The organism is Collinsella sp. wc0529 (genome assembly GCF_046116875.1).
GTDB lineage: Bacteria > Actinomycetota > Coriobacteriia > Coriobacteriales > Coriobacteriaceae > Collinsella.
In genome coordinates, this window is record NZ_JBJXBO010000001.1 from 503,025 (window position 1) to 523,897 (window position 20,873).

20 protein-coding genes are annotated in these 20,873 nt (G+C 57.3%); 11 read left to right on the plus strand and 9 right to left on the minus strand.

Annotated elements, in window-relative coordinates:
- Positions 1-43: 43 nt before the first annotated feature.
- From gyrB to ACKUTP_RS02135, 6 genes are all read right to left on the minus strand, one after another.
- Positions 44-2,074, minus strand: coding sequence for a DNA topoisomerase (ATP-hydrolyzing) subunit B (gene gyrB / locus ACKUTP_RS02110; protein WP_022094340.1), 2,031 nt, complete (start codon positions 2,072-2,074; stop codon positions 44-46).
- Between the two features lie 105 nt (positions 2,075-2,179).
- Entirely contained in the window at positions 2,180-2,743 is a 564-nt protein-coding gene (locus ACKUTP_RS02115; protein WP_409063448.1) for a DciA family protein, read from the minus strand.
- Positions 2,730-3,836, minus strand: coding sequence for a DNA replication/repair protein RecF (gene recF / locus ACKUTP_RS02120; protein ID WP_409063449.1), 1,107 nt, complete (start codon positions 3,834-3,836; stop codon positions 2,730-2,732). The genes ACKUTP_RS02115 and recF overlap by 14 nt, the downstream gene beginning before the upstream one ends.
- A gap of 9 nt (positions 3,837-3,845) precedes the next feature.
- Entirely contained in the window at positions 3,846-4,949 is a 1,104-nt protein-coding gene (dnaN, locus tag ACKUTP_RS02125; protein WP_022094338.1) for a DNA polymerase III subunit beta, read from the minus strand.
- 238 nt (positions 4,950-5,187) lie between these two features.
- Positions 5,188-6,912, minus strand: a complete 1,725-nt coding sequence (locus ACKUTP_RS02130; protein ID WP_117848455.1) for a DnaA ATPase domain-containing protein — start codon at positions 6,910-6,912, stop codon at positions 5,188-5,190.
- Positions 6,913-6,927: 15 nt separating this feature from the next.
- Entirely contained in the window at positions 6,928-8,280 is a 1,353-nt protein-coding gene (locus ACKUTP_RS02135) for an ATP-binding protein (RefSeq protein ID WP_409063450.1), read from the minus strand.
- A 345-nt stretch (positions 8,281-8,625) separates the two neighbouring features.
- Here ACKUTP_RS02135 and rpmH point away from each other — a divergent pair, with 345 nt between their 5' ends.
- From rpmH to ACKUTP_RS02180, 9 genes are all read left to right on the plus strand, one after another.
- Positions 8,626-8,760 carry a 50S ribosomal protein L34 gene (gene rpmH, locus ACKUTP_RS02140; protein ID WP_019127408.1) on the plus strand — a complete coding sequence of 45 codons (135 nt, stop codon included), beginning with the start codon at positions 8,626-8,628 and terminating at the stop codon, positions 8,758-8,760.
- Positions 8,761-8,780: 20 nt separating this feature from the next.
- Positions 8,781-9,119 (plus strand): ribonuclease P protein component, encoded by a 339-nt coding sequence (gene rnpA, locus ACKUTP_RS02145; protein WP_006236191.1) that lies wholly within the window; start codon positions 8,781-8,783, stop codon positions 9,117-9,119.
- A complete protein-coding gene (yidD, locus tag ACKUTP_RS02150) occupies positions 9,116-9,340 on the plus strand; it encodes a membrane protein insertion efficiency factor YidD (protein WP_082222962.1) in 225 nt (74 codons plus the stop codon). Before rnpA ends, yidD begins: the two co-directional genes overlap by 4 nt.
- Before the next feature lie 29 nt (positions 9,341-9,369).
- Entirely contained in the window at positions 9,370-10,140 is a 771-nt protein-coding gene (locus ACKUTP_RS02155; RefSeq protein ID WP_006236192.1) for a YidC/Oxa1 family membrane protein insertase, read from the plus strand.
- 44 nt (positions 10,141-10,184) lie between these two features.
- Positions 10,185-10,754 (plus strand): R3H domain-containing nucleic acid-binding protein, encoded by a 570-nt coding sequence (locus ACKUTP_RS02160; protein ID WP_022093802.1) that lies wholly within the window; start codon positions 10,185-10,187, stop codon positions 10,752-10,754.
- 96 nt (positions 10,755-10,850) lie between these two features.
- Entirely contained in the window at positions 10,851-11,588 is a 738-nt protein-coding gene (gene rsmG / locus ACKUTP_RS02165) for a 16S rRNA (guanine(527)-N(7))-methyltransferase RsmG (protein ID WP_409063451.1), read from the plus strand.
- A gap of 134 nt (positions 11,589-11,722) precedes the next feature.
- Positions 11,723-12,523, plus strand: a complete 801-nt coding sequence (locus tag ACKUTP_RS02170) for a ParA family protein (RefSeq protein ID WP_022093800.1) — start codon at positions 11,723-11,725, stop codon at positions 12,521-12,523.
- On the plus strand, positions 12,516-13,421 hold the full coding sequence (locus ACKUTP_RS02175) for a ParB/RepB/Spo0J family partition protein (protein ID WP_172544928.1): 906 nt from the start codon (positions 12,516-12,518) through the stop codon (positions 13,419-13,421). The genes ACKUTP_RS02170 and ACKUTP_RS02175 overlap by 8 nt, the downstream gene beginning before the upstream one ends.
- Complete coding sequence (locus ACKUTP_RS02180) at positions 13,411-13,665, plus strand: hypothetical protein (RefSeq protein ID WP_117564012.1); 255 nt, start codon at positions 13,411-13,413, stop codon at positions 13,663-13,665. Before ACKUTP_RS02175 ends, ACKUTP_RS02180 begins: the two co-directional genes overlap by 11 nt.
- A gap of 200 nt (positions 13,666-13,865) precedes the next feature.
- On the opposite strand, the gene rlmN is transcribed toward ACKUTP_RS02180, so the two are convergent.
- A complete protein-coding gene (gene rlmN, locus ACKUTP_RS02185) occupies positions 13,866-14,918 on the minus strand; it encodes a 23S rRNA (adenine(2503)-C(2))-methyltransferase RlmN (RefSeq protein WP_055287295.1) in 1,053 nt (350 codons plus the stop codon).
- 85 nt (positions 14,919-15,003) lie between these two features.
- On the opposite strand from rlmN, the gene ACKUTP_RS02190 reads away from it, so the two are divergent.
- Together ACKUTP_RS02190 and ACKUTP_RS02195 are read left to right on the plus strand one after the other, a co-directional pair.
- Positions 15,004-15,969 carry a D-alanine--D-alanine ligase gene (locus ACKUTP_RS02190; protein ID WP_195232624.1) on the plus strand — a complete coding sequence of 322 codons (966 nt, stop codon included), beginning with the start codon at positions 15,004-15,006 and terminating at the stop codon, positions 15,967-15,969.
- Entirely contained in the window at positions 15,963-18,857 is a 2,895-nt protein-coding gene (locus ACKUTP_RS02195; protein ID WP_409063452.1) for a helicase C-terminal domain-containing protein, read from the plus strand. Before ACKUTP_RS02190 ends, ACKUTP_RS02195 begins: the two co-directional genes overlap by 7 nt.
- On the opposite strand, the gene ACKUTP_RS02200 is transcribed toward ACKUTP_RS02195, so the two are convergent.
- On the minus strand, positions 18,854-19,771 hold the full coding sequence (locus ACKUTP_RS02200; protein WP_409063453.1) for a helix-turn-helix transcriptional regulator: 918 nt from the start codon (positions 19,769-19,771) through the stop codon (positions 18,854-18,856). The two genes, ACKUTP_RS02195 and ACKUTP_RS02200, sit on opposite strands and share 4 nt — an antisense overlap.
- On the minus strand, positions 19,758-20,780 hold the full coding sequence (locus tag ACKUTP_RS02205; RefSeq protein ID WP_409063454.1) for a helix-turn-helix transcriptional regulator: 1,023 nt from the start codon (positions 20,778-20,780) through the stop codon (positions 19,758-19,760). Before ACKUTP_RS02205 ends, ACKUTP_RS02200 begins: the two co-directional genes overlap by 14 nt.
- Positions 20,781-20,873: the final 93 nt, after the last annotated feature.

Below are 20,873 nucleotides of genomic sequence, written 5' to 3' on the forward strand. Positions count from 1 at the left end.
GTACCCTCGTTATTGTTGATACCGTCTGCCACGTTACCTCCTCTTAAGCGTCAAGGAATCGTGCATCATGTGCATGCTTCTCGATGTACTCGCGGCGATAGCCGACCTCGGAACCCATCAGCTCGCGCACGGCGCGGTCCGCCACCACGGCGTCCTCGATCGACACGCGCTGCAGAATGCGGGTCTTGGGGTCCATCGTCGTCGAGGCAAGCTGCTTGGGGTCCATCTCGCCCAGGCCCTTGTAGCGCTGGACGGTATAGCCCTTGCGCTTTTTGGTAATCTTGCCGTCCTTGGCCTTGCCGTCCTCGTCGTTATCGTCGGGGTTCAGGCCCAGACTCTGGATGGTGTCGCGCAGGATCTCGTCTTCGGGCTGGCGGCCGTTGGGATACACGTAGTGGATCTTGTTGCGCACCTTAATGCCAAAGATGGGCGGGCAGGCAACATAGACGTAGCCGGCATCGATCAGCGGACGCATGTACTTGTAGAAGAACGTCAGCAGCAGGATGCGGATATGCGCACCGTCGACGTCTGCATCGGTCATGATGATGATCTTGTGGTAGCGCGCCTTGGTGATATCGAAGTCGCCGCCGTCGCCGGCACTCGTCGTGACGCCGCAGCCGATCGCGGTAATCAGCGACTGGATGGTGTCACTCGAGAACGCGCGATGGTCACCAACGCGTTCGACGTTCAAAATCTTGCCGCGCAGGGGCAGAATCGCCTGGATGTCTCGGCGACGGCCGTCCTTGGCCGAACCGCCTGCCGAGTCGCCCTCTACGATGAAGAGCTCGGTCAGCTCGGCATCGCGCACCGAGCAGTCGGCGAGCTTACCGGGCAGGGACGCCGTCTCGAGCAGGCTCTTGCGGCGGGTCGCTTCGCGCGCCTTGCGGGCGGCGTTGCGCGCCTTGCAGGCCTGTTGCGCCTTCTTGACGATCTCGCGGGCGGGCTTGGGATGCTCCTCCAAGTAATCGGCGAGGCCGTCGGTCACGATCTTGAGCGTGAGCGCGCGCATATAGGAGCTACCGAGCTTGGCCTTGGTCTGGCCCTCAAACTGCGGATCGGGCAGCTTGACCGAGATAACGGCCGAAAGGCCCTCGCGCACATCGTCGCCGGTCAGGTTGGCGTCTTTTTCCTTGAGCAGGTTCTGCTTGCGCGCATAGTCGTTGATCACGCGGGTGAGCGCGGTGCGGAAGCCCTCAAGGTGCATGCCGCCTTCGGGGGTGTAGATGTCGTTGGCAAACGACATGACGTTCTCGCCGTAGCCGCTATTCCACTGCAGGGAAACCTCAACCTCGCCCATCTTGGCCACAGGTGCGTCCGGGTCCGATTTGCCCTCGATGTAGATAGGCTCCTTAAAGGCCTCGGGGACGTCCTTGCCCTCGTTAAGGAACTTGACGAAGTCGATGATGCCGCCCTCGTAGCAAAACTCCTCCACGTGGGGAGTAGACTCGCGCTCGTCAGTCAGCACGATTTTGAGGTTCTTATTGAGGAACGCCGTCTCCTGCAGACGGTTGTGTAGCGTATCGAAATCGTAGATGCAGGTCTCGAAGATCTCGTCGTCGGGCCAGAAGGTGACGGTGGTGCCCGTCGAATCCGAGGTGCCCACGACCTCCATCTTCTTGACGGTCTTGCCGCGCGAGAACTCCATCTCGTAGGTGTTGCCATCGCGACGAACCTGAACGACCACGCGCTTGGACAGTGCGTTGACGACGGAGATGCCCACGCCGTGCAGGCCGCCCGAGACCTTATAGGCCGAGTTATCGAACTTACCGCCGGCGTGCAAGATCGTCATGACGACCTCGAGCGTCGGGATCTTTTTAACAGGGTGCTCGTCGACGGGGATGCCGCGCCCGTTGTCGACGACCGTGATGGAGTTGTCGGCGTGGACCGTCACCTGGATCTCGGTGCAGAAACCGGCCATGGCCTCGTCGACGGAGTTGTCAACGATCTCCCACACCAGGTGATGCAGACCGCTGGCGCTCGTCGAGCCGATATACATGCCCGGGCGCTTACGAACGGCCTCGAGACCTTCGAGAATCTTAATCTCGCCGCCATCGTAATCGTTTTCGTTTGCCACACGTCCTCCTTCAGTCAAGAAAATGTGTACAGCCTTACTAGTTTATCGTAAAAAAATACCCTCGGGAACGAGGGTATTTGGCTCTACAAGGCCACCAGATGCGATTTAAGACTCTTTTTTGCTTTGCACGCCCTTGGCCCACTCGGCACTGGCTCTCATGGCATTCTCGAGGGCCTCGCGCAGTTTTTGGTCTTCGATGGGCGCCACTTGGCGCTCAATCTCGGTGCGCTCGGCCTCACTTAGGTCAGCATGCGGAGCCGGCGGGCGCTCGGCCACGGCAGGACGCAGACGCTCTTTGGCAGCGGGCGGCGTGTGACCGGGCGCGGTGGTTTTGAACACCAGGCCATCCACATGCGCACCGGCGCGCTCCATGCGCGCGCGGATGATCTCGCGCAACAGCGTCATTTCCTGCGTCCACGAGGGCGAATCGAGATATACCAGCAGCTCATTGGACTCGGGCAGGTAGCGCAGGCCCGTCACATGCCGCCCCTCGCGCGTGCCCGAGCACACCGCGTTCCACGCGCGATAGACCGCGCGCGACTCCTCGGCAGCCTCCATCTGCGCGCGGCGCTCAGGTGTTGCAGCCGCCAGAATGCGCTGGCGCTCTGCGTTTAAAAACCCACTGAAGGCGACCGTTTCGCTCTCGCGCTCGTAATTAGCACGTCTCACCCATGCTCACCACCTTGGCTCGATCAAGCAGGTCATCGGTAAAGTATCCCAGGTTGGTCGTGGTTATGACCGTTTGGATATCATCGCCGATCAGCCGCAGAAAAGCACCGCGGCGCTCGCCGTCGAGCTCGCTCATCACGTCGTCCAGAAGCAACAGCGGAGCAGTACCCAGAACATCGTGAGCCACGGCCACCTCCGCCACCTTCCAGGACAGTACCAACGTTCGCTGCTGTCCTTGGCTGGCAAATAAACGAGCGGAGCGACCCGCCACGGTAAATTCAATCTCGTCGCGGTGCGGCCCCACCAACGTCACGCCGCGGCGAATTTCCTCGTCGGCGTGCTCATCAAGGGCAGCCAGCATGCGCTCGTACGCCCAGCCCTTCAGCTCTTCGCGATCATCGACCTGGGGCAAATCCCCCAGCGTGGACGTATAGGTCACGTTGGCAGCCTCACCGGATGCCACTTGCCCGTAGGCAGTGTGCACATGGCCCGCCAGCCGGTCGAGCAGGGCCAACCGGTGCACAAGCAGGGCCGAGCCCGCGCGGGCAATCGAATCGTTCCACGCGCCGAGCATCTCGCGACAGCACCAGGTCTCCTTGAGCAGGGCGTTACGCTGGGTCACGCAGCGTCCATAGGTGCTCGCAAGATCGGCATAGCGTGCGCTCAGTTGCATGCCAAAGTCATCGAGGGCGGCGCGGCGCACGCTGGCGCCTCGCTTAACCATGTCCAGATGGTCGGGGCAAAACAGCACGCTCGGCAGGACCCCGCGCACGCCGGCGGCAGAGCATCTCTTGCCGTTGCGGCTAAACGAGCGTTTACCGTCCTCCGCGCTCAATCCCATATCAAGCACGCGGCCATCGCCCTCGAGCCTCAGCTCGACCTTGCACGAGCCCACGCCGTCATGGACGAGCTCGGCTGCGGTCGGATGCCTAAACGAGGCGCCGCTCGTCAGCAGCTGCAGCGCCTCTATGAGATTGGTCTTTCCCGCCGCGTTGGGTCCCGCAAGTATCGTCACGCCCTCGTCCAGGGCAAGACGATAGCTCTCGAAACTGCGGTAGTGCGCGACGGAAAGATCGCGGGCGAACATGGTCATGGCGCAGCGCTAGATCCGGACCGGCATGACCAGGTACAGGTAGTTGATCTTGTCGTAGGACTTGAAGATGCCCGCCTGCGAGTAGCTCTTGAGCTCCAGCGTGATCTCCTTCTCCTTGGACAGGGCATTGAGGCAGCCGAAGATGTAGTGGTAGTTGAAGGCGATGGTACCCGACTCGCCCTCGGCCTCGACATCGATCGTCTCCTGTGCAAGGTCCTGGTCATTGGAAATGGAGGACAGGCCCATCTGCCCGTTCTCGACATCGATCTCGAACTTGACGGCGGGGTTGGCGCTCGCGATAACGGCCACGCGCTTGAGGGCGGCGTTAAAGGCGGCGACGTCGATCTTGACGCTCGTCACGCACGAATCGGGGATGAGCTGCTTGTAGTTGGGGTACACGCCCTCGATGCGGCGCGACACGTAGGTGGTGTTGCCGGCCTCGAAGACGACCTGGGTGTCGGTAGCCCCGATCATGATGGTCGCCTGGCTGGCCATGATGTTCAGTGCGTCGTTAAAGGCGTCAGCCGGAACGTTGAGCTCAAAGGAACCCTCGAGGGTCGAGGTCTCAACCTGCGTATCGCACACGGCCAAGCGGAAGGAATCGGTCGCCACCAGACGCACGGTGTTGTTCTCGACCTTCATGTGCACGCCACCCAGGATGGGGCGGGCCTTGTCGGTCGAGGTGACGCGCCACACGCGGCCGACCATCTCGGACAAGATATCGGTCGGCAGTTCCACGGCGCTCTCGATGGCATAGGCCGGAAACTCGGGGAAGTCATTAGCATCAAGCGTGTTCAGGCGGAAAGAGCTCTTCTCGCAACCAATCAGCACCTGGCGCTCGGACAGCTCAAAGGTGACCGGGGCATCGGGGAGGGTCTTGGTGATATTGGAGAGCATCTTACAGGGGATAACCATCTCGCCCTCTTCTTCGACATGCGCCGCGATGCGATGACGGATCGAGATGGTGTAGTTAGAGGTCTGGAATTCCAAGATGCCGTCTTGGGCCTTGACGAGCACGCCCGACAGGATGGGAAGGGTGGATGCCGAAGCGACACCCTTCATAACGACGCCGATGGCTTGTGTAAGCGAGCTCTGGCTGACGGTGAACTTCATCTTTTAATACCTTTCTATAGATATAAATATCTTAATAATAGTAATAGCACTGACGAAACTGTTGATTACTCCCAAAGACGCAGGTCAGACCCAGAAAGAGAATCGACAGCAGCCTGTGTGCAACAGGGGTGGTTTTCCACGTTCAAAACCTGCGCAAAACTTTTCATCACCGCGGGTTGGGTTTTAGACACCTTATGCCCGTGGTTTCGACAAGTTTTCAACAGGTGTCTCTATTTCCCTACGAGCGCAGTGTAATTTTATCGCGCAGCGACTTGAGGTCTTCGGTGACGGTGCGGTCTTCCTGGATCATCTTCTGGACCTTTTTGTAGCTCGTGCTGACGGTCGAGTGGTTGCGGTTGCCAAATTCGGCGCCCACCGCCGTGGTCGTCATTTCGCACATCTCGATGGCCAGGTAGATAGCGATATGGCGTGCTTTGGCGATATTGGCGTTGCGACGCGGGCCGATGAGCTCCTCGTGTGTCACGCCGTACTGCTCTTCGATGACGGACTGAACCGTCTGGACGTTGATCTTTTTGGCCGATGTGTCGAAGTACTGGCTGGCGATGGCGTCGATATCGTCAAAGGTGAGCTCTCCGCCCTCGCGCTCGCGGTCGCCCGCCTCGCCGGCGCAGCGCTCGCAAAAGCTCTCGAGTTCGCGGATGTTGGTGCCCGAGACCTCGGCCATGTGTTTAAAGTGCTCGTCGGTCAGGTGCCCGCCGTCGCCCCCATAGGCCGCCAGCAGTGAGTCGTCGCCCGCCTCGGGAGCGGCGACGATGGTGTTCTCGTAATAGCGCTGCAAGATCTTGTATTTCATCTCGTAGCTGGGCTCTGCGACCAGGCAGAGCATTCCGGCGTTGAAGCGGCTGGTCAGACGCTCGTCCATGCTCAGGTCCTTGGGGGCGCGGTCTGCCGCGATGACGACCTTCTTGTTGTTGCGGATGAACTCGTCCATGAGCTGGAAAAAGTAGTCCACACTCGCGCGCTTGCCGATGATGTTTTGGATGTCATCGATGATGAGCACGTCCACGCCGTGGTACGCCTGCATGATGGGGGCGTTGCTCTTCTTTTGACGGTCGAACTCGGTCATTAGGTCGTCCAGATATGCCTGGGAGTTGGCATACTTGACCTTGATCTCGGGCGACTTCTCGGCGAGCTCGTTTTTGATGGCGAGCAGCAGATGGGTCTTGCCCAGCCCCGATTTGCCATAGATGAACAGGGATGTGCATGTGCCGCGCTCGTCCGCGAGGGCGGCAAACTTGAGTGCCGAGCGATAGGCATGGCTGTTCTCGGGGCCGTAGACAAAGTTCTCAAAGGTAAATTTTGAGTTCGCGGCGAGCGGGGCTCCATCCGTATTCTGCTCGGCCGGCACGGTCGGTGCTGGCATGGGTGAAGCGGGGGCCGCAGCTTGCGTGGATTTAGTCGGCGCTCCGCCCTTCATCTGGTTCATCATGCGACGAAAATCGTCGGCCGAGAGCGTGTTCTTGATTGCAATGCCCGAATCCGCGCCCGCCGCTGCGTCGTGAGCGATGGGCATGTGCGTGACGGGTGCGTTCGTTGACGTCGCCGCCGCGCTCGTCAACGGTGCCATTGTTTCACGGGAAACATCGCTGTGCTGGTGCTCGATTGTCGGCACATCGCCTGCGGAGGCCGGCACCGCCGGGGAAGCAGCGGGAGCCGTGGCGGGCGCCGTGGCGGCAGCGGATTCCGTCGCGGCGCCTTGCGGTGCCACGATGTCGAGCGCGATCGGTGCAAAGGCGATTTCTTCCAGATAGGCCTCAATAGTCGGCTGATGCTTTTTGAGCTGCGCGATGGCAAAGCGCGAGGGGGCCTCGATCGTGAGCGTATCTTCGGTCAGGCTTATGGCGCGCGATTGCCCCAGCATGTTGATGAGGCGTGCATCTTGGCCGTCGCGCTGGCAAAAGGCGATGGCATCCCCCAGGATGATGCTTGCTTCCTCGTCCACTGTCTCTCCCGTTCTTTAGCTCTGAGCTCGCACGCGAGCGGCGCCGAGTTCGGTCAGATGGTATTTCTGGCCATGCTTGATGACCAAGCCGGCCTGCGCCAAGTCATTGAGCGTGCGTGACCAAGTGGGGGCCGAGTTTCCAAACGCCCTCGCAAGATCGGTTGCGCCGCACGCTTGATTTTGCGCCAGATAGCCCAGCGCGGCGTTGCCGCGATCGCTTACGAACACGTCCGGTTGTGGCTGTGCATACTGATTTACTGCATTAGGATACATCATTTGAGCTGCTGGTTGTTGAGAACTCTGCGTCGGCGGCATTTGCTGTTGAAAACTTTGAGGCCACTGTTGGTAAGGCTGCGGAGGCGTCTGCTGGGCCCAGGGGTTGTACTGCTGCTGCGGCATCTGCTGGTACGGCTGCTGATATCCCTGCTGGTACTGCTGCGGGAACTGCTGGCCATACCCCAGTGGCGGCATCTGCTGATATGGATATCCCTGTTGGTACGGCTGATAGCCCATTTGCTGGCCACCCGGCGCCCCCGTCGCCTGCTGCATTGCTGCTGCATCCTGATCAGCCAGCGGCATGGCCTCTGGCATGTTTGGCGGCATCGACATAGATGCCGCCTGGGGTTCTTGTGTGGGAAGCATTCCGGGCTGCTGCATCTGCCTCACGGGGGGCTGCATCTGCTGCGTTGCCACGGGCTGCTGCGCAAAAGCTCCCGGCAGGGGATATGTGGGCTGCTCCGTCTCGGGCCGCACGGCAGCGCCGCGTCCGCCGGCACGCTCGATTTCCTGCACGCGTTTAGGGTTCAGGCTTACCGTAACCACGGTGCCGTTGCCCATGTTGTCCTCGATGGATACGGCACCGCCGGCGTTTTCCAAATACTCCTGCACCATGGGAAACCCTGCTCCGGTTCCACGGATATAGCGCTTCATCTTGCTGTTTGCGCTGGTAACGCCAAAGTCGAAAGCACGTTCCTTGTCGTCGATGCCGGGTCCTTGGTCAGCAAAGCGGATGGTGTCTCCGCCGTCCAGAATCGAGATGATGGGCTCGGCAAAGTGTGCGTGGATAAAGTTTTCGACAATCTCGCGGATGACCATGAGCGAGATATGGCCACCTTGTTCTTTCATGCACTGGTAGACGGTGTTGGTCGTCTCTTCCAAATACGTGCGGACATCTTGCGGATCAATGACGATCACCCGCGGTGTCGACAGCATGTCGTCATAGACGGCGATGCGCGCGGCGTACATGGCTTTTGGCGCCTGCGTGGTCGTCTGCTCGCCTTCCGCACGCTCTTCGCGCACGCCGGTGATGTGCTCGTTGTCGGGTGCCGGGTCTCCGGAATCGACCATGGTGTAAAAGTCGTCAGACATGCCGCTCGCAATCTTTCAAAAGGTTTCGAACAAATAGTAGCTCACCGTGCAACGTTTCTCATCTTTCGACAACTTTTCAAAACTTGTTGAAAACTTTGGAAAACGGGTGAAAAGTTCTCAACATTGCCAACATGACCTGTTGAAAACTCGATGAAATATCGTGAAAGGTTGCCATGAGGCGCAAATTTCGGTTGTGCTTATGGGGGAACCGTGTGAACTGCGCAACCTTTTACCTTTGATTTCTTGACATTTGAACATTGATTTCCCTACAATCTTCAAGCTCACGTGTCTATATCTGCGTCCGCGTCCCCGCGGACACTCGAAATGCAGCAGGAGGAACTTAAGATGAAGCGTACGTATCAGCCTAATAAGCGTAAGCGTGCCAAGACCCATGGCTTCCGTGCCCGTATGGCCACTAAGGGTGGTCGTGCCGTGCTCGCCCGTCGTCGCGCCAAGGGCCGCAAGCGTCTCACTGTCTAGCAGCGATACACACATCTCGCATGAAGACTATTAAGTCTCGGCAAGATTTCGAGCATGTGTTCAGTCAGGGGCGTCGTTTCAATCACCCTCTGATTCGAATGACCATATGTGAATCGGTTGGCGAAGGCGACTCCGGAAGGGTCGCCTTCGTTGGTGCTAAGCGACTCGGTTGTGCCGTCGTGCGCAACCGATCTAAGCGTGTGATGCGCGAGGCCGCCCGCAGCTGCGGATTTCCCGTTGCGGGTTATGACATCATCTTGTTTGCAACTCCCAAGACGAGGGTTTCCTCGCCGCAGGAGATGGACAAGGCGTTGCGTTCGCTTATGAAGCGCGCCGGCGTTGCCGGGGAGGAGCGATGAGCAATCACGTTTTGCGACGTGTTGCCATCGCTCCTATTCGCATATATCAACAGGTTATTTCGCCCTTATTGCCTGACGCCTGCATTTATTACCCAACGTGCTCGCAATACGCCATCCAGGCGATTGAGAAGCACGGTGTTTTGAGAGGCTGCTGGCTTGCCGTGAGGCGCATCGCTCGCTGCAATCCCCTGCACGTCGGCGGTTATGACCCTGTGCCCTAGCGGGCACTCGCTATCGGAGGAAAACTTACATGTGGGATTGGATCGTTAACATCCTTTTCGAGCTGCTCAAGCTCATCCAGACCTTTGCGGTCGACTGGGGCCTGTCCATCATCATCCTGGTGGTCATCATCCGTCTGCTGCTGACGCCGCTCATGCTCAAGTCGACCAAGTCGACGGCTCGCATGCAGGTGCTGCAGCCCAAGATGCTCGAGATCCAGGAGCGCTATGCCGACGATCCCCAGCGTCAGGCCGAGGAGATGCAGAAGTTCTACAGCGAGAACAAGTTCAACCCCATGGCTGGCTGTCTGCCGCTGCTGATTCAGATGCCTATCCTGTTCGCCCTATTTACATTGCTGCGCAACCTGCCGCAGTACTTTAACGACGGCACGTTCTCGTTCTTCAACATCCTGCCCGACCTGACCACCACGCCGAGTGCTTCCTTTGCCGATGGCTTTATGGTTGCACTGCCTGCGCTGGTTTGCCTGATCCTGTTCGCCGTCCTGACCCTGATTCCGCAGCTCTATATGTCGCGCAACCAGACCGGCCAGCAGGCTCAGAGCATGCGTATGATGGCCGTTGTCATGACGGTCATGATGCTTTGGATGGGCTGGAGCCTTCCTGTTGGTGTTCTGCTGTACTACGACGTCTCGTCTGCTTGGCAGGTTATCCAGCAGATTTTTGTGACGCAGAAGGTCATCGACAAGGCGAAGGCCGATGAGGAGGAGCGTCTTAAGAACGCTCCGCTGCAGGTTGAGGTCACTCGTCGAGAGAAGAAGCCGCGCCCGCACAAGAAGAAGTAGTGGGATATCAATCTTATTTAGGTACCTAACTTTTGGAGTACGTTATGTCTGAAGAGATCATCGAGGATATGCTTGAGGAGGTTGCCCCGCAGGTCGCGGGCGATTATCCCGAGATTGCACAGCGCTACAAGGCTGGTGAAGAGCTGACCGATGAGGAGCTCGACACCATTGCCGATGTTGCGATTTCCATCCTGCGTTCTATCCTTTCGCACTTCGATGCCGCCAACTCTCCTATCGATGAGTATGAGGGCGACGAGGGTGAGCTGATTTTGGATGTAACGGCTCCCGACCTTGCTGTTCTCATTGGCCGTCATGGTCGCACCCTTGATGCTCTTCAGGTTATGTTCTCTTTGCTGGTGAGCCGCAAACTTGGCTTTAGGTATCCGGTTGTAGTGGACGTCGAGGGATACAAGAGCCGCCGTCAGGACAAGGTTGCCTCCATGGCTCAGTCTGCTGCCGAGCGTGCCATTCGCACTCATAAGAGTGTTTCGCTTCCGCCCATGAATGCCTACGAGCGTCGACTGGTTCACATTGCACTTCGTGGCAATGATGCCGTTGATACTCATTCTGAGGGTTCTGACCCTGATCGCCATGTGGTGATTGTTGCTCGATAATCTACTCGAGTTTATGCTAAGGGGACGTGGTTTCCACGTCCCCTTTTTTTGTCAAAAGTTCTCGATACGCTGATTTTTGTCAGAAAGGAGCTTTCGTTGTTAGTACTTACTGATCAGCAAGCTGACGAGATGTTGAGTCGTCTAGCTTTCTATTGCAAAGACTATTCCTTGAGCGTAACTGATGTTGAGCTGAGGAAATGTATTCAGCATTTGGATTTGGTTCTAGAAACAAATAAGATAACAAATCTCACCCGTATTCTTAACGTAGAAGATGCTGCAGTACTTCATATCCTCGACTCACTTGTTTTGCTCCCCTATATCAACAAGGCTCCTGAGGGAGCTTTGCTCGATATGGGAACAGGTGCGGGCTTCCCTGGTATTCCATTAACCATAACCACGCATCGTAAAGCTACTTATATTGACTCTGTTGGCAAGAAGGTTGATGCGGTAAATTCCTTTGTCCATGCTCTTAGATTGAAACATGCTCATGCGGTTCATGATCGTCTTGAAGAATATGCTCGAAGCCATAAGAAGCAGTTCTCTGTTGTAACCGCCCGCGCACTGGCCCCTCTACCGATTCTTGTTGAGTATGCGGCTCCGTACCTCAAGGATGGAGGGCTATTTGTTATAACCAAGGGCAATCCTTCGGATGAGGAGCTTGCTTCCGGCATGTCAGCAGCTAAGATTTGCGGCTTCACTTTGCTTCTGAATGACGCAAATGATTTGCCTGAAGGCTTGGGTCACAGGGAGTTCATTGTTCTTAAGAAGAGTCATCCAGCATCCGTTTCATTGCCTCGTGCAAATGGCGTGGCAAAGAAGAATCCGCTTGCCTAGATGTTTCACGTGAAACATAATGGATACTAACAACTTGCAGTGTTTCACGTGAAACATGGCGGTTGATATCGATTCGGAATGTTTCACGTGAAACATCCTCCGTTTGACAGCTTTAATACACACCAGGAGGGACCGTGGGATTTCGCGACGTTAAGCGTTCTAAGAGCGCAAAAGACACGCGTATCATTGCAATCATCAATCAAAAAGGCGGCGTCGGTAAGTCAACGACGGCTGTAAACCTTGCAGCGGCACTGGGTGAGCAGGGTCGTAAGACACTGATTGTCGATTTTGATCCGCAGGGAAACAGCACCAGTGGATTCGGAATTGAAAAAGAAGACCTTGATCACTGCATCTATGATGCATTGTTGAATGATGTGCCGGCAGAATCACTCGTTCTTGATACAAATTGCAAAAAGGTATTCGTAATTCCAGCTACAATTCAGCTTGCAGGCGCCGAAATTGAGCTCGTAAGCGCAATTGCTCGTGAAACACGCCTCAAAGATTTGCTTGAGCCGATTCAGGACGAGTTTGACTTTATTTTCATTGACTGTCCTCCTTCGCTCGGCCTGCTTACTATCAACGCTTTGACCGCAGCAGACAGCGTTTTGATTCCGATCCAGTGCGAATATTACGCACTCGAGGGCGTTACGAAGCTGCTTGAGTCAATGAAGATGGTCAAATCACGGCTGAACAAGGGCTTAGACACCTATGGTGTGCTTATGACCATGTATGACTCGCGTACTTCACTATCAAATCAGGTTGTTGAGGAGGTTCAATCGTACTTTGGTGATAAGGCGTTTAAGACGCTAATCCCCCGTACGGTTAAAATCTCCGAAGCTCCGTCTTTTGGAGAACCGGTAATTACCTATGCACCTCAAAATAAGGGTGCAAAAGCATATATGAACCTTGCAAAAGAGGTGATCAAGCGTGCCTAGTGTAAAGAAACGTGGCGGATTGGGACGTGGACTCAATGCTTTGGTCTCAGAGGCCGAGTATGAGACCAGCGGTTCGGCTGCATCGGCTTCAAATGCCGCATCTGAAACAAAACTACCTATTGAGGATATCGTTCCCAACCCTAATCAGCCACGAATTCATTTTAACGAAACTGAACTTCGCGAGTTAAGCGAGTCAATCCAAGAGCACGGCGTTTTGCAGCCGCTTTTGGTTCGCAAGCATGGAAACGGCTATGAGATCATTGCTGGTGAGCGACGTTACCAAGCTTCAAAGCTTGCTGGCCTTGAAGAATTGCCAGTCATCATTAAAGAGGTAAATGATGAAGAGATGCTGGCTCTTGCTCTTATCGAAAACCTTCAGCGTTCTGATCTGAATCCCGTCGAAGAGGCTAAGGGCTATCGCCAACTCATTGATGCCAGCGGGATGACCCAGGAGGCATTGTCGAAGGCAGTAAGCAAGTCACGCTCTGCAATTACAAACTCGCTGCGTCTTCTCGATCTCCCCGAAGTAGTTCAGCAGATGATTTTTGAGGGCAAACTTACTGCTGGTCATGCACGTGCGATTCTTGCAGTTCCCTATGAGGACGCGCGTATTCGACTTGCAGAGAAAGTTGTTACAGAGGGCCTTTCCGTAAGAGCGACAGAAAATCTTGCTCCGTTGTTTTCTGCCGGAGAGACACCTAAGACGCCAAGGCCTGCAACGCCTCAGTCCTTTAAAAAGGCTGCCCGTGTGCTTCGTCAGGTATTTAATACCAACGTGCGTGTGAAGAGCTCGCGTGGAAAGAATAAGATTGAGATTGAGTTTAAAGACGAGGAAGAGCTCTCTCGTATTCTTGGCGAAATGATTCAGTTTGATCAAGGAGGCCAAGATGAGGAATAAGATTTTAACAGCGATTGCATTGGTGACGACTGTCGCGGCTGGTGCCTTTGCTGGATATAAGATCGCGACAGACGATGAACTTCGAGGTCGTTTGCTTCGTGGCGCGCAAGATATCGTCGATACTTCCAAAAAGAAAATGGATGTTATGACGGAAGATGTTGCCATGCGTACAGCTCAGGTAACGAAGAATCCCAAGATTAATCAAGGTTGGGTCAGCAACCAATGGGAAAATGTAGGCTATTAGGTACCTAACAATTACTCAGCATATTTTGAGGGGGTCCTTGTCTGATTCATGAGACAAGGACCCCTTATTTTGGCCGTAAAAAATGGGACAGGTAGCAGCTGATTCAAAATTAAGGTCAATAAATGAAACGACCCCGGTTGCATATTCTGTAACCGGGGTCGTTCGATGTTTCACATGAAACGTTTTGGGATGCGACTCCCCTATGCGTTCTTCTGAACTTTGAAGCGCTGCTTCAGCTGTCCGCAAGCGGCGTCAATATCGTTACCACGGGAGTTACGAATCGTGGTCTCGATGCCACGGGACTCAAGACGACGCTGAAGATCCTCAACCTTATGAATCGGCGACGGCTTGAGCGGGCTACCCTCGATGTCGTTAAGCTGAATGAGGTTAACGTGGCACAGCGTTCCCTCGCAGAAGTCGCAGAGCGCCTGCATCTCGGGATTCGTATCGTTGACGCCTTCGATCATGGCATACTCATAGGTCGGGCGGCGGCCGGTCTTCTCGGTGTAGAGCTGAAGCGCTTCGTGAAGGCGAAGCAGCGTGTACTTCTTAACACCGGGCATGAGCTTATTGCGCGTCGACTGGATGGCGGAATGCAGGGAAACGGCAAGCGTGAACTGCTCGGGGATGTCGGCAAATTTGCGAATACCGGGAATAACGCCGCTGGTAGAGACGGTGAGGTGACGAGCGCCGATACCGATGCCATCGGGGTCGTTGAGGATTCGCAGCGCCTTGAGAACCTCGTCGTAGTTGGCAAACGGCTCGCCCTGGCCCATGAAGACTACGCTCGTGGCGCGCTCGCCAAAGTCGTTGGATACATGAAGTACCTGGTCGACGATCTCTTGAGCGGTCAGAGAGCGCTTGAGGCCGTTGAGACCGGTAGCGCAAAAGGCACAGCCCATGCCACAGCCTGCCTGGGTGGAAACGCAGACGGAAAGTTTGTTACGACGGGGCATGCCGACGGTCTCGACGGAAACGCCGTCGTGGTACTCGAGCAGATACTTGCGAGAGCCATCTTTGGAAACCTGCTTGGTGAGTTCAGTCGGCGTGTCAAAGGCAAAAGCCTCTTTAAGCTGCTCGCGGAAAGCCTTGGGAAGGTTGGTCATATCGTCAAACGAACAAACGTTCTTCTCAAAGACCCATTCGATGAGCTGCTTCGCGCGGAAGGCGGGCTGGCCAAGCTCGGCCACGAGCTCGCGAATATCGTTTTGGCTCAAGTCGCGAATGTCCTGAGATTTAGTCCTGGGATTCATGGAAGCCTTTCGATTTTGGGGAAACGTAGAGGGTATCGCTACAATATGGTATCAGCTGCAGAAATTATAGAGGAGGAGTCTGCCCATGCCGGGTAAAAGCCTAGAGAACATGCACGTAGCGGTCTTGGCGGGCGGTCATTCCGCTGAGCGCGAGATCTCGCTCAATTCGGGAAAGAACGTCGTGGTTGCCTTGAAGGAGGCCGGCTACACTTCGGTGGAGCTGCTCGACACGGCTGCCGATGATTTTATGGTAACCATGGCGACCGGCGGCTTTGACGTGGCGTTTATCGCCATGCACGGTGCCGGCGGCGAGGATGGCGCCATGCAGGGCGCCATGGAGACCCTGGGTATCCCCTACACGGCCTCGGGCGTGCTTGCCAGCGCCTGCGGCGCCGACAAGGAGGTCTCTAAGCTCTTGTACGCCAAGGCGGGCATCCCCATTGCCCCCGGCCTCGCGCTCGAGGTGGGCGATGAAGTCGATATCGATCATATCGTCGAGGTTTGTGGCGAGCGCTGCTTTGTGAAGCCGGCCGTCAACGGTTCCAGCTATGGCATTTCCCTGGTCCATGAGCCCTCCGAGCTGCCCGCGGCAATCGCCAAGGCGTTTGAGTACGGCGACAAAGTGCTGGTCGAGAAGTGCATCGAGGGTACCGAGATCACCGTCGGCGTGTACGGCGAGGACGACGTGCGCGCTCTGCCGATTGTCGAGATTCGTAAGCCCAAGGACTGCGAGTTCTACGATCTGGACGTGAAGTATGTCGACCCTACGGACATCCATCGCATTCCGGCGCAGATTTCACCCGAGAATTACACTCGCGCTCAGGAGCTTGCCTGTGCCGCTCACAAGGCCCTCGGTTGCCTGGGTATCTCGCGCAGTGACTTTATTGTGAGTGAGGACGGCCCCGTCATCCTCGAGACCAATACCATTCCCGGCATGACCGATACGTCGCTGTATCCGGATGAGATCCGCCACACCGACGACATGACGTTCCCGCAGGTCTGTGACAGCCTGATCCGTATGGGCCTTCGTCGAGCGGGCATTGCATGCTAATCGAGGACGCGGTTTCGTCAGGAACGCCGCAGTTTGTCATCGACTCCTATGCCACGCTTGCCGAACGCGCCAAAACGCAGTCCTTTGGCCTTATCGAGGAAGATGTAATTGTCCTCGATACCGAGACCACAGGTCTTTCGGTGCAGGACAACGAGCTGATCGAGATCTCGGCGGCCCGTCTTTCGGGCCGCGAGATCGTCGACCGCTTCGATACCTTCGTGCATCCCAAGCAGCTGATTCCCGCCGAGATTACCGAGCTCACGAGCATTACAAATGCCGATGTGGCAGATGCCCCGTCGGCCGTTGAGGCCGTAGCCGCTCTCGCCGATTTTGTCGGTGGTTGCCCGGTAATCGCACATAACGCCACGTTCGACCGCTCGTTTATCGAGTCGGTCAAAGGCGGCGTCAACGTGAGCGATATTTGGATCGATTCGCTGGCGCTGTCGCGCATCGCGCTTCCGCGCCTGGCCTCGCACAAGCTGTCTTTTATGGCCGATCTGTTTGGCTGTGACTCGGTATCACACCGTGCCAATGCCGACGTCGACGCCCTGTGTGGCGTATGGCGCGTGTTGCTCGTGGCACTCACCGACTTGCCCCAGGGCCTCATGGCGCGCCTAGCCGACATGCATCCGGACGTGCCTTGGTCCTATCGTCCAATCTTCTCATTCTTGGCGGGGCAGAACCCTAGTTCTATCTTCTCTCTCAGCGCCGCCCGTGCTGACGTTCTCAAGGCCGATCGCGCCGACGATCGGGTGGACGCCGACGAACTGCCGGTCCTCAAGATGCCGAGTCGTGAGGAGATTGAGGCAGACTATGCGCCAGGTGGCCTGGTCAATCGCATGTATCCCACTTACGAGCCGCGTGATGAGCAGATCGCGATGGCGCTCGAGGTCCGCGATGCGCTGGTCACGGGCACTCATCGTGTAATTGAGGCGGGCACAGGCGTCGGCAAATCGATGGCCTATCTGGTGCCTTTTGCCGAGGCGGCACGCCGTAACAACATCACGGTTGGTATTGCGACCAAATCGAACAATCTTGCAGACCAGCTCATGTACCATGAGCTGCCAAAACTTGCCGAGCAACTGGACGGTGGTCTGTCATTTTGCGCTCTCAAGGGCTATGACCACTATCCGTGCCTGCGCAAGCTTGAGCGCATGAGCCGAGGCCAGGTCGAGATTACCACCAAGCGCGATCCGGCGGACACGCTCACGGCGGTCGCGGTCATTATGGCGTACGTCTGCCAATCAGCCGATGGCGACCTCGACTCGCTTGGCATTCGGTGGCGCAGCGTCAACCGCCCCGACTTTACGACGGCTTCGCGCGAGTGTGCTCGCCGCCTCTGCCCGTTTTTCCCTGATAAATGTTTGGTCCACGGCGCTCGCCGTCGTGCGGCGCATGCCGATGTGGTGGTCACCAACCATTCCCTGCTGTTCCGCAATGTTGCGGCCGAGGGCAGGATTTTGCCTCCGATTCGTCATTGGGTAATCGACGAGGCTCATTCTATCGAGCGCGAGGCGCGCCGTCAGTGGGCGCGCGTGGTGTCGGCGGACGAATCACGCGTTCTGTTTGAGCGCCTGGGTGGCTCGAGCACCGGTGCGCTAAGCCAGGTCTCCCGTGATTTGGCAACCTCTGAGGGCTCTACGCTCTATCTGGGCCTTACTGCCAAGGCGACGTCGACGGTTGCGCGCGCGAGCATGGCAATCGCCGACGTGTTCGATGGCGTTCGCGAGCTCGGCCGCCGTGCCCGTGGGGGTTATGACAATGCCAATCTATGGATTGGCCCCGAGCTGCGCGAATCTGACGACTGGCATGATTTCTTACAGTCGGCCTACGCTGCCATCGATGCATTGGAACAAGCTGACAAGTGCGTCGACGCGCTGGTGCAAGCCGTCGCCGCCGACAAGCCCGAGGTTGTTGTCGACTTGGGCGATATCTCGCGCCGCCTGCACGAGCTGGCCGAGAACCTCAAACTCATCATCGACGGCACCGATGAACACTACGTGTATTCGCTGCAGGTCAATCGCAGGTTGCGTGCCGGCGGAGAGTCAATGACCGCAGAGCGCATCGACATTGGCGAGGCCTTGGCAACCGAGTGGCTGCCCGAGGTTCACACGGCTATCTTTGCCTCGGCGACCATGACGGTGTCCAAAAGCTTTGAACACTTTAACCACGCGGTCGGCCTCGATCGCATCGGTGCTTCAACATCCTCATCGCTGCACTTGGACTCGAGCTACGACTTTGATTCGAACATGGCTGTAGTCGTTGCGGGCGATATACCCGATCCGCGCGATCGTGAGAGCTATCTTACGGCGCTCGAGCGCGTGCTGGTCGACGCCCATCTTGCCATGGGCGGATCGGTGCTCACATTGTTTACCAATCGGCGCGACATGGAAGACCTGTACGCCCGCGTTGAGCCCAAGATGGCCCGTGCGGGTCTGGAGCTCAACTGCCAGCAGCGCAACTCATCTCCTCGTCGCCTGCGCGACCGGTTTATCAACGAGCCGACCTCGTCGCTTTTTGCTCTTAAGGCCTTCTGGGAGGGATTCGACGCCAGCGGCGAGACACTGCGCTGCGTCATCATTCCCAAGCTGCCGTTCTCGAGCCCCACGGACCCGCTCTCGTGCGAGCGCAACCTGCGCGAAGACCGCGCTTGGGCGCGCTATTCGCTGCCCGAGGCGGTGCTCGAGGTCAAGCAGGCGGCCGGCCGCCTTATCCGCTCGTCGACCGATTGCGGCGTGCTGATTCTGGCCGACCCGCGCCTGGTGACGAAGGGCTACGGAAAGAAGTTCTTAACGTCGCTGCCCACGAGCTCCTACCAGCGCATCGAATCGGCGCAGATCGGGCACTATCTGCAACTGTGGCGCGCACGCCACGAGCGGCGGCGCTAAAGCGGACAGACGAGGGTTTTTGCCATATCGCACAGGCGCTTTGACAGGGCGGGGTCATCCAAGATGCGGATGGCTCCGCCCGCTGCGATTACCTGGCTCAGTAGCCAACGCTCGGAGCCGTAATGCACGGTTACCGTTGCCATGTCTGCCCCGCCGCGCTCGATTAGGGTGATGCCGGCCCAGTCCAGATGCTCCGCCATATCGAATGGCATCAAGAGCTTTGCGCTGCGCTGCGTCCGGGCAAGGGAATCGTGGAGGGATGCGACGTCCGGTGTGTGAGGCACGACGGAGTCTTCCGTCAAGGCGAGTCCCTCGATTTTATCCATGCGATAGGTGCGCTGCTCATCGACTGTGATGTCCCAGGCAATCAGGTATGTTTGGTCGCCGTTTGCCGTAATGCGCAAGGGGTCGACCAGACGCTCGCGTGGCCGTGCATCGTCCATCGAGCGATATGAGATGCGGCAGCGAACGCCGTCCTGAATGGCGCAGCTCAGCTGCTGCCAGTGCGACCCGTGGTTGACGGTGTCAAAGACGCGCTGGTTATAGCCGAGCTCTTCGGGTAGAAGGGCATGTCGAATCCGGGCTGCCGTCTGCGGCTCGATCCCCAACGATTCAAGTTCGTGGTTGAGCACAGCGCCCTCGGCGGCACTCAGGCGCAACGGTAGCACACGCCCGGCGTCACCGGTGAGGATCACACGCTCGCCGTGGCATTCGCAGATGATGCGCGCACCAGATTCTCGGTCCGCGAGCGTCGAGACGATCTCGAGAATCTCGTCGAGCGATACTCCCGTGATGTCAAAGCGGCCGCAAATCTCGGTTCGTGTCATGCCGCTCTCGCCGGCGGCGTAGAGGGCCTCCATGATGTCAATCGCACGCGAGAGCCTTTGCTCGCTGGTGAGTTTACGCACGGGCATACTCGTGCACCGTCCTTTCAATGAGGTGGTTCCACGCCTGCTTGAGCGATTTGGGGGCCATGGGCCTCATGCCGTCCATGGCGTGGGCCATGCAAAATGAGGCGGCGGCTTCAAGGTCGCGCACGTCAACGGTCCAGATCCATCCCGCATCGGTGTGTGTGAGCTCACCTCGCCCGCGCGTGAGGCCGTTGATCATATCGATCTGCGTCTGAGGGGCGAACGAGAACGTGGCTGCAACGGGCGGTCGGTCGGCGAAATCGAATTCAAAGAACAGATAGTCGTTGAGATTGAAGTCCGCAGGGATGGCGTAGGCCTTCGAAGGACGCCATGCGCGAACGATACGGTCGCAGCGGAATGTCCTGATGTCGTCGGTGACATTGTCGAGGCCGCAGAAGTACGCCACGCCCTCGCGTTCGAACATGCCGTAGACACAGACGGTACGTTCTTTCTGCTCGCCGCGTCCGTTCTGATATAAAAATCGCAGCGCGCATCGCTCGGCAAAGGCGCTCCATACCGCATCGACGGTGGGAGAGCGGCGGATTGGTGCTTCGTCCACCGTCGTCCTACCGGTGAGATAGGCAATCTTGGAGCGAATATCGGCAAGCGGTGCGGCAAAAGTGGATGAGCCGGCCGCTAGTGTCTGGTCGATGGCGTTGAGCAGGATATCGGCGTCGTCTGCGGTGATGAGGCCGCCTGCTGCAAAGGTGTGCTCGCGGTCGATTGTCCACGAGCTTTCCTCGGTCTCCTGCGCACCGGCGGGGCGAACCTCCTTGATTAAGATGCCACGCTCGAGCAGTTTGTCACGATCGCGCCGAAACTTGCGCTTATCCGAGTCGATGTTGCCGGAGCCATATCCCAGGTCGGAATCCAAGACGATCTGCTCGGTCGTCAGCGGTTCGGGGGAGCTGTTGAGCACAAAGAAAAGATTGAGGATGCGCTGAGCCGTTTTATCGAAACTGGGCTCCGAATTCCCCTTTTTAATTGTCGCGGTCGTGTCGCTTGCCGTCATAGAGTCCTCGCATGAGAAGGTGGTTTGCTGCCATGATTTTAGTCCGATATGGAGATTAGGCTATATCCTTGTCCGCTCGGGGCGTTAAGATGG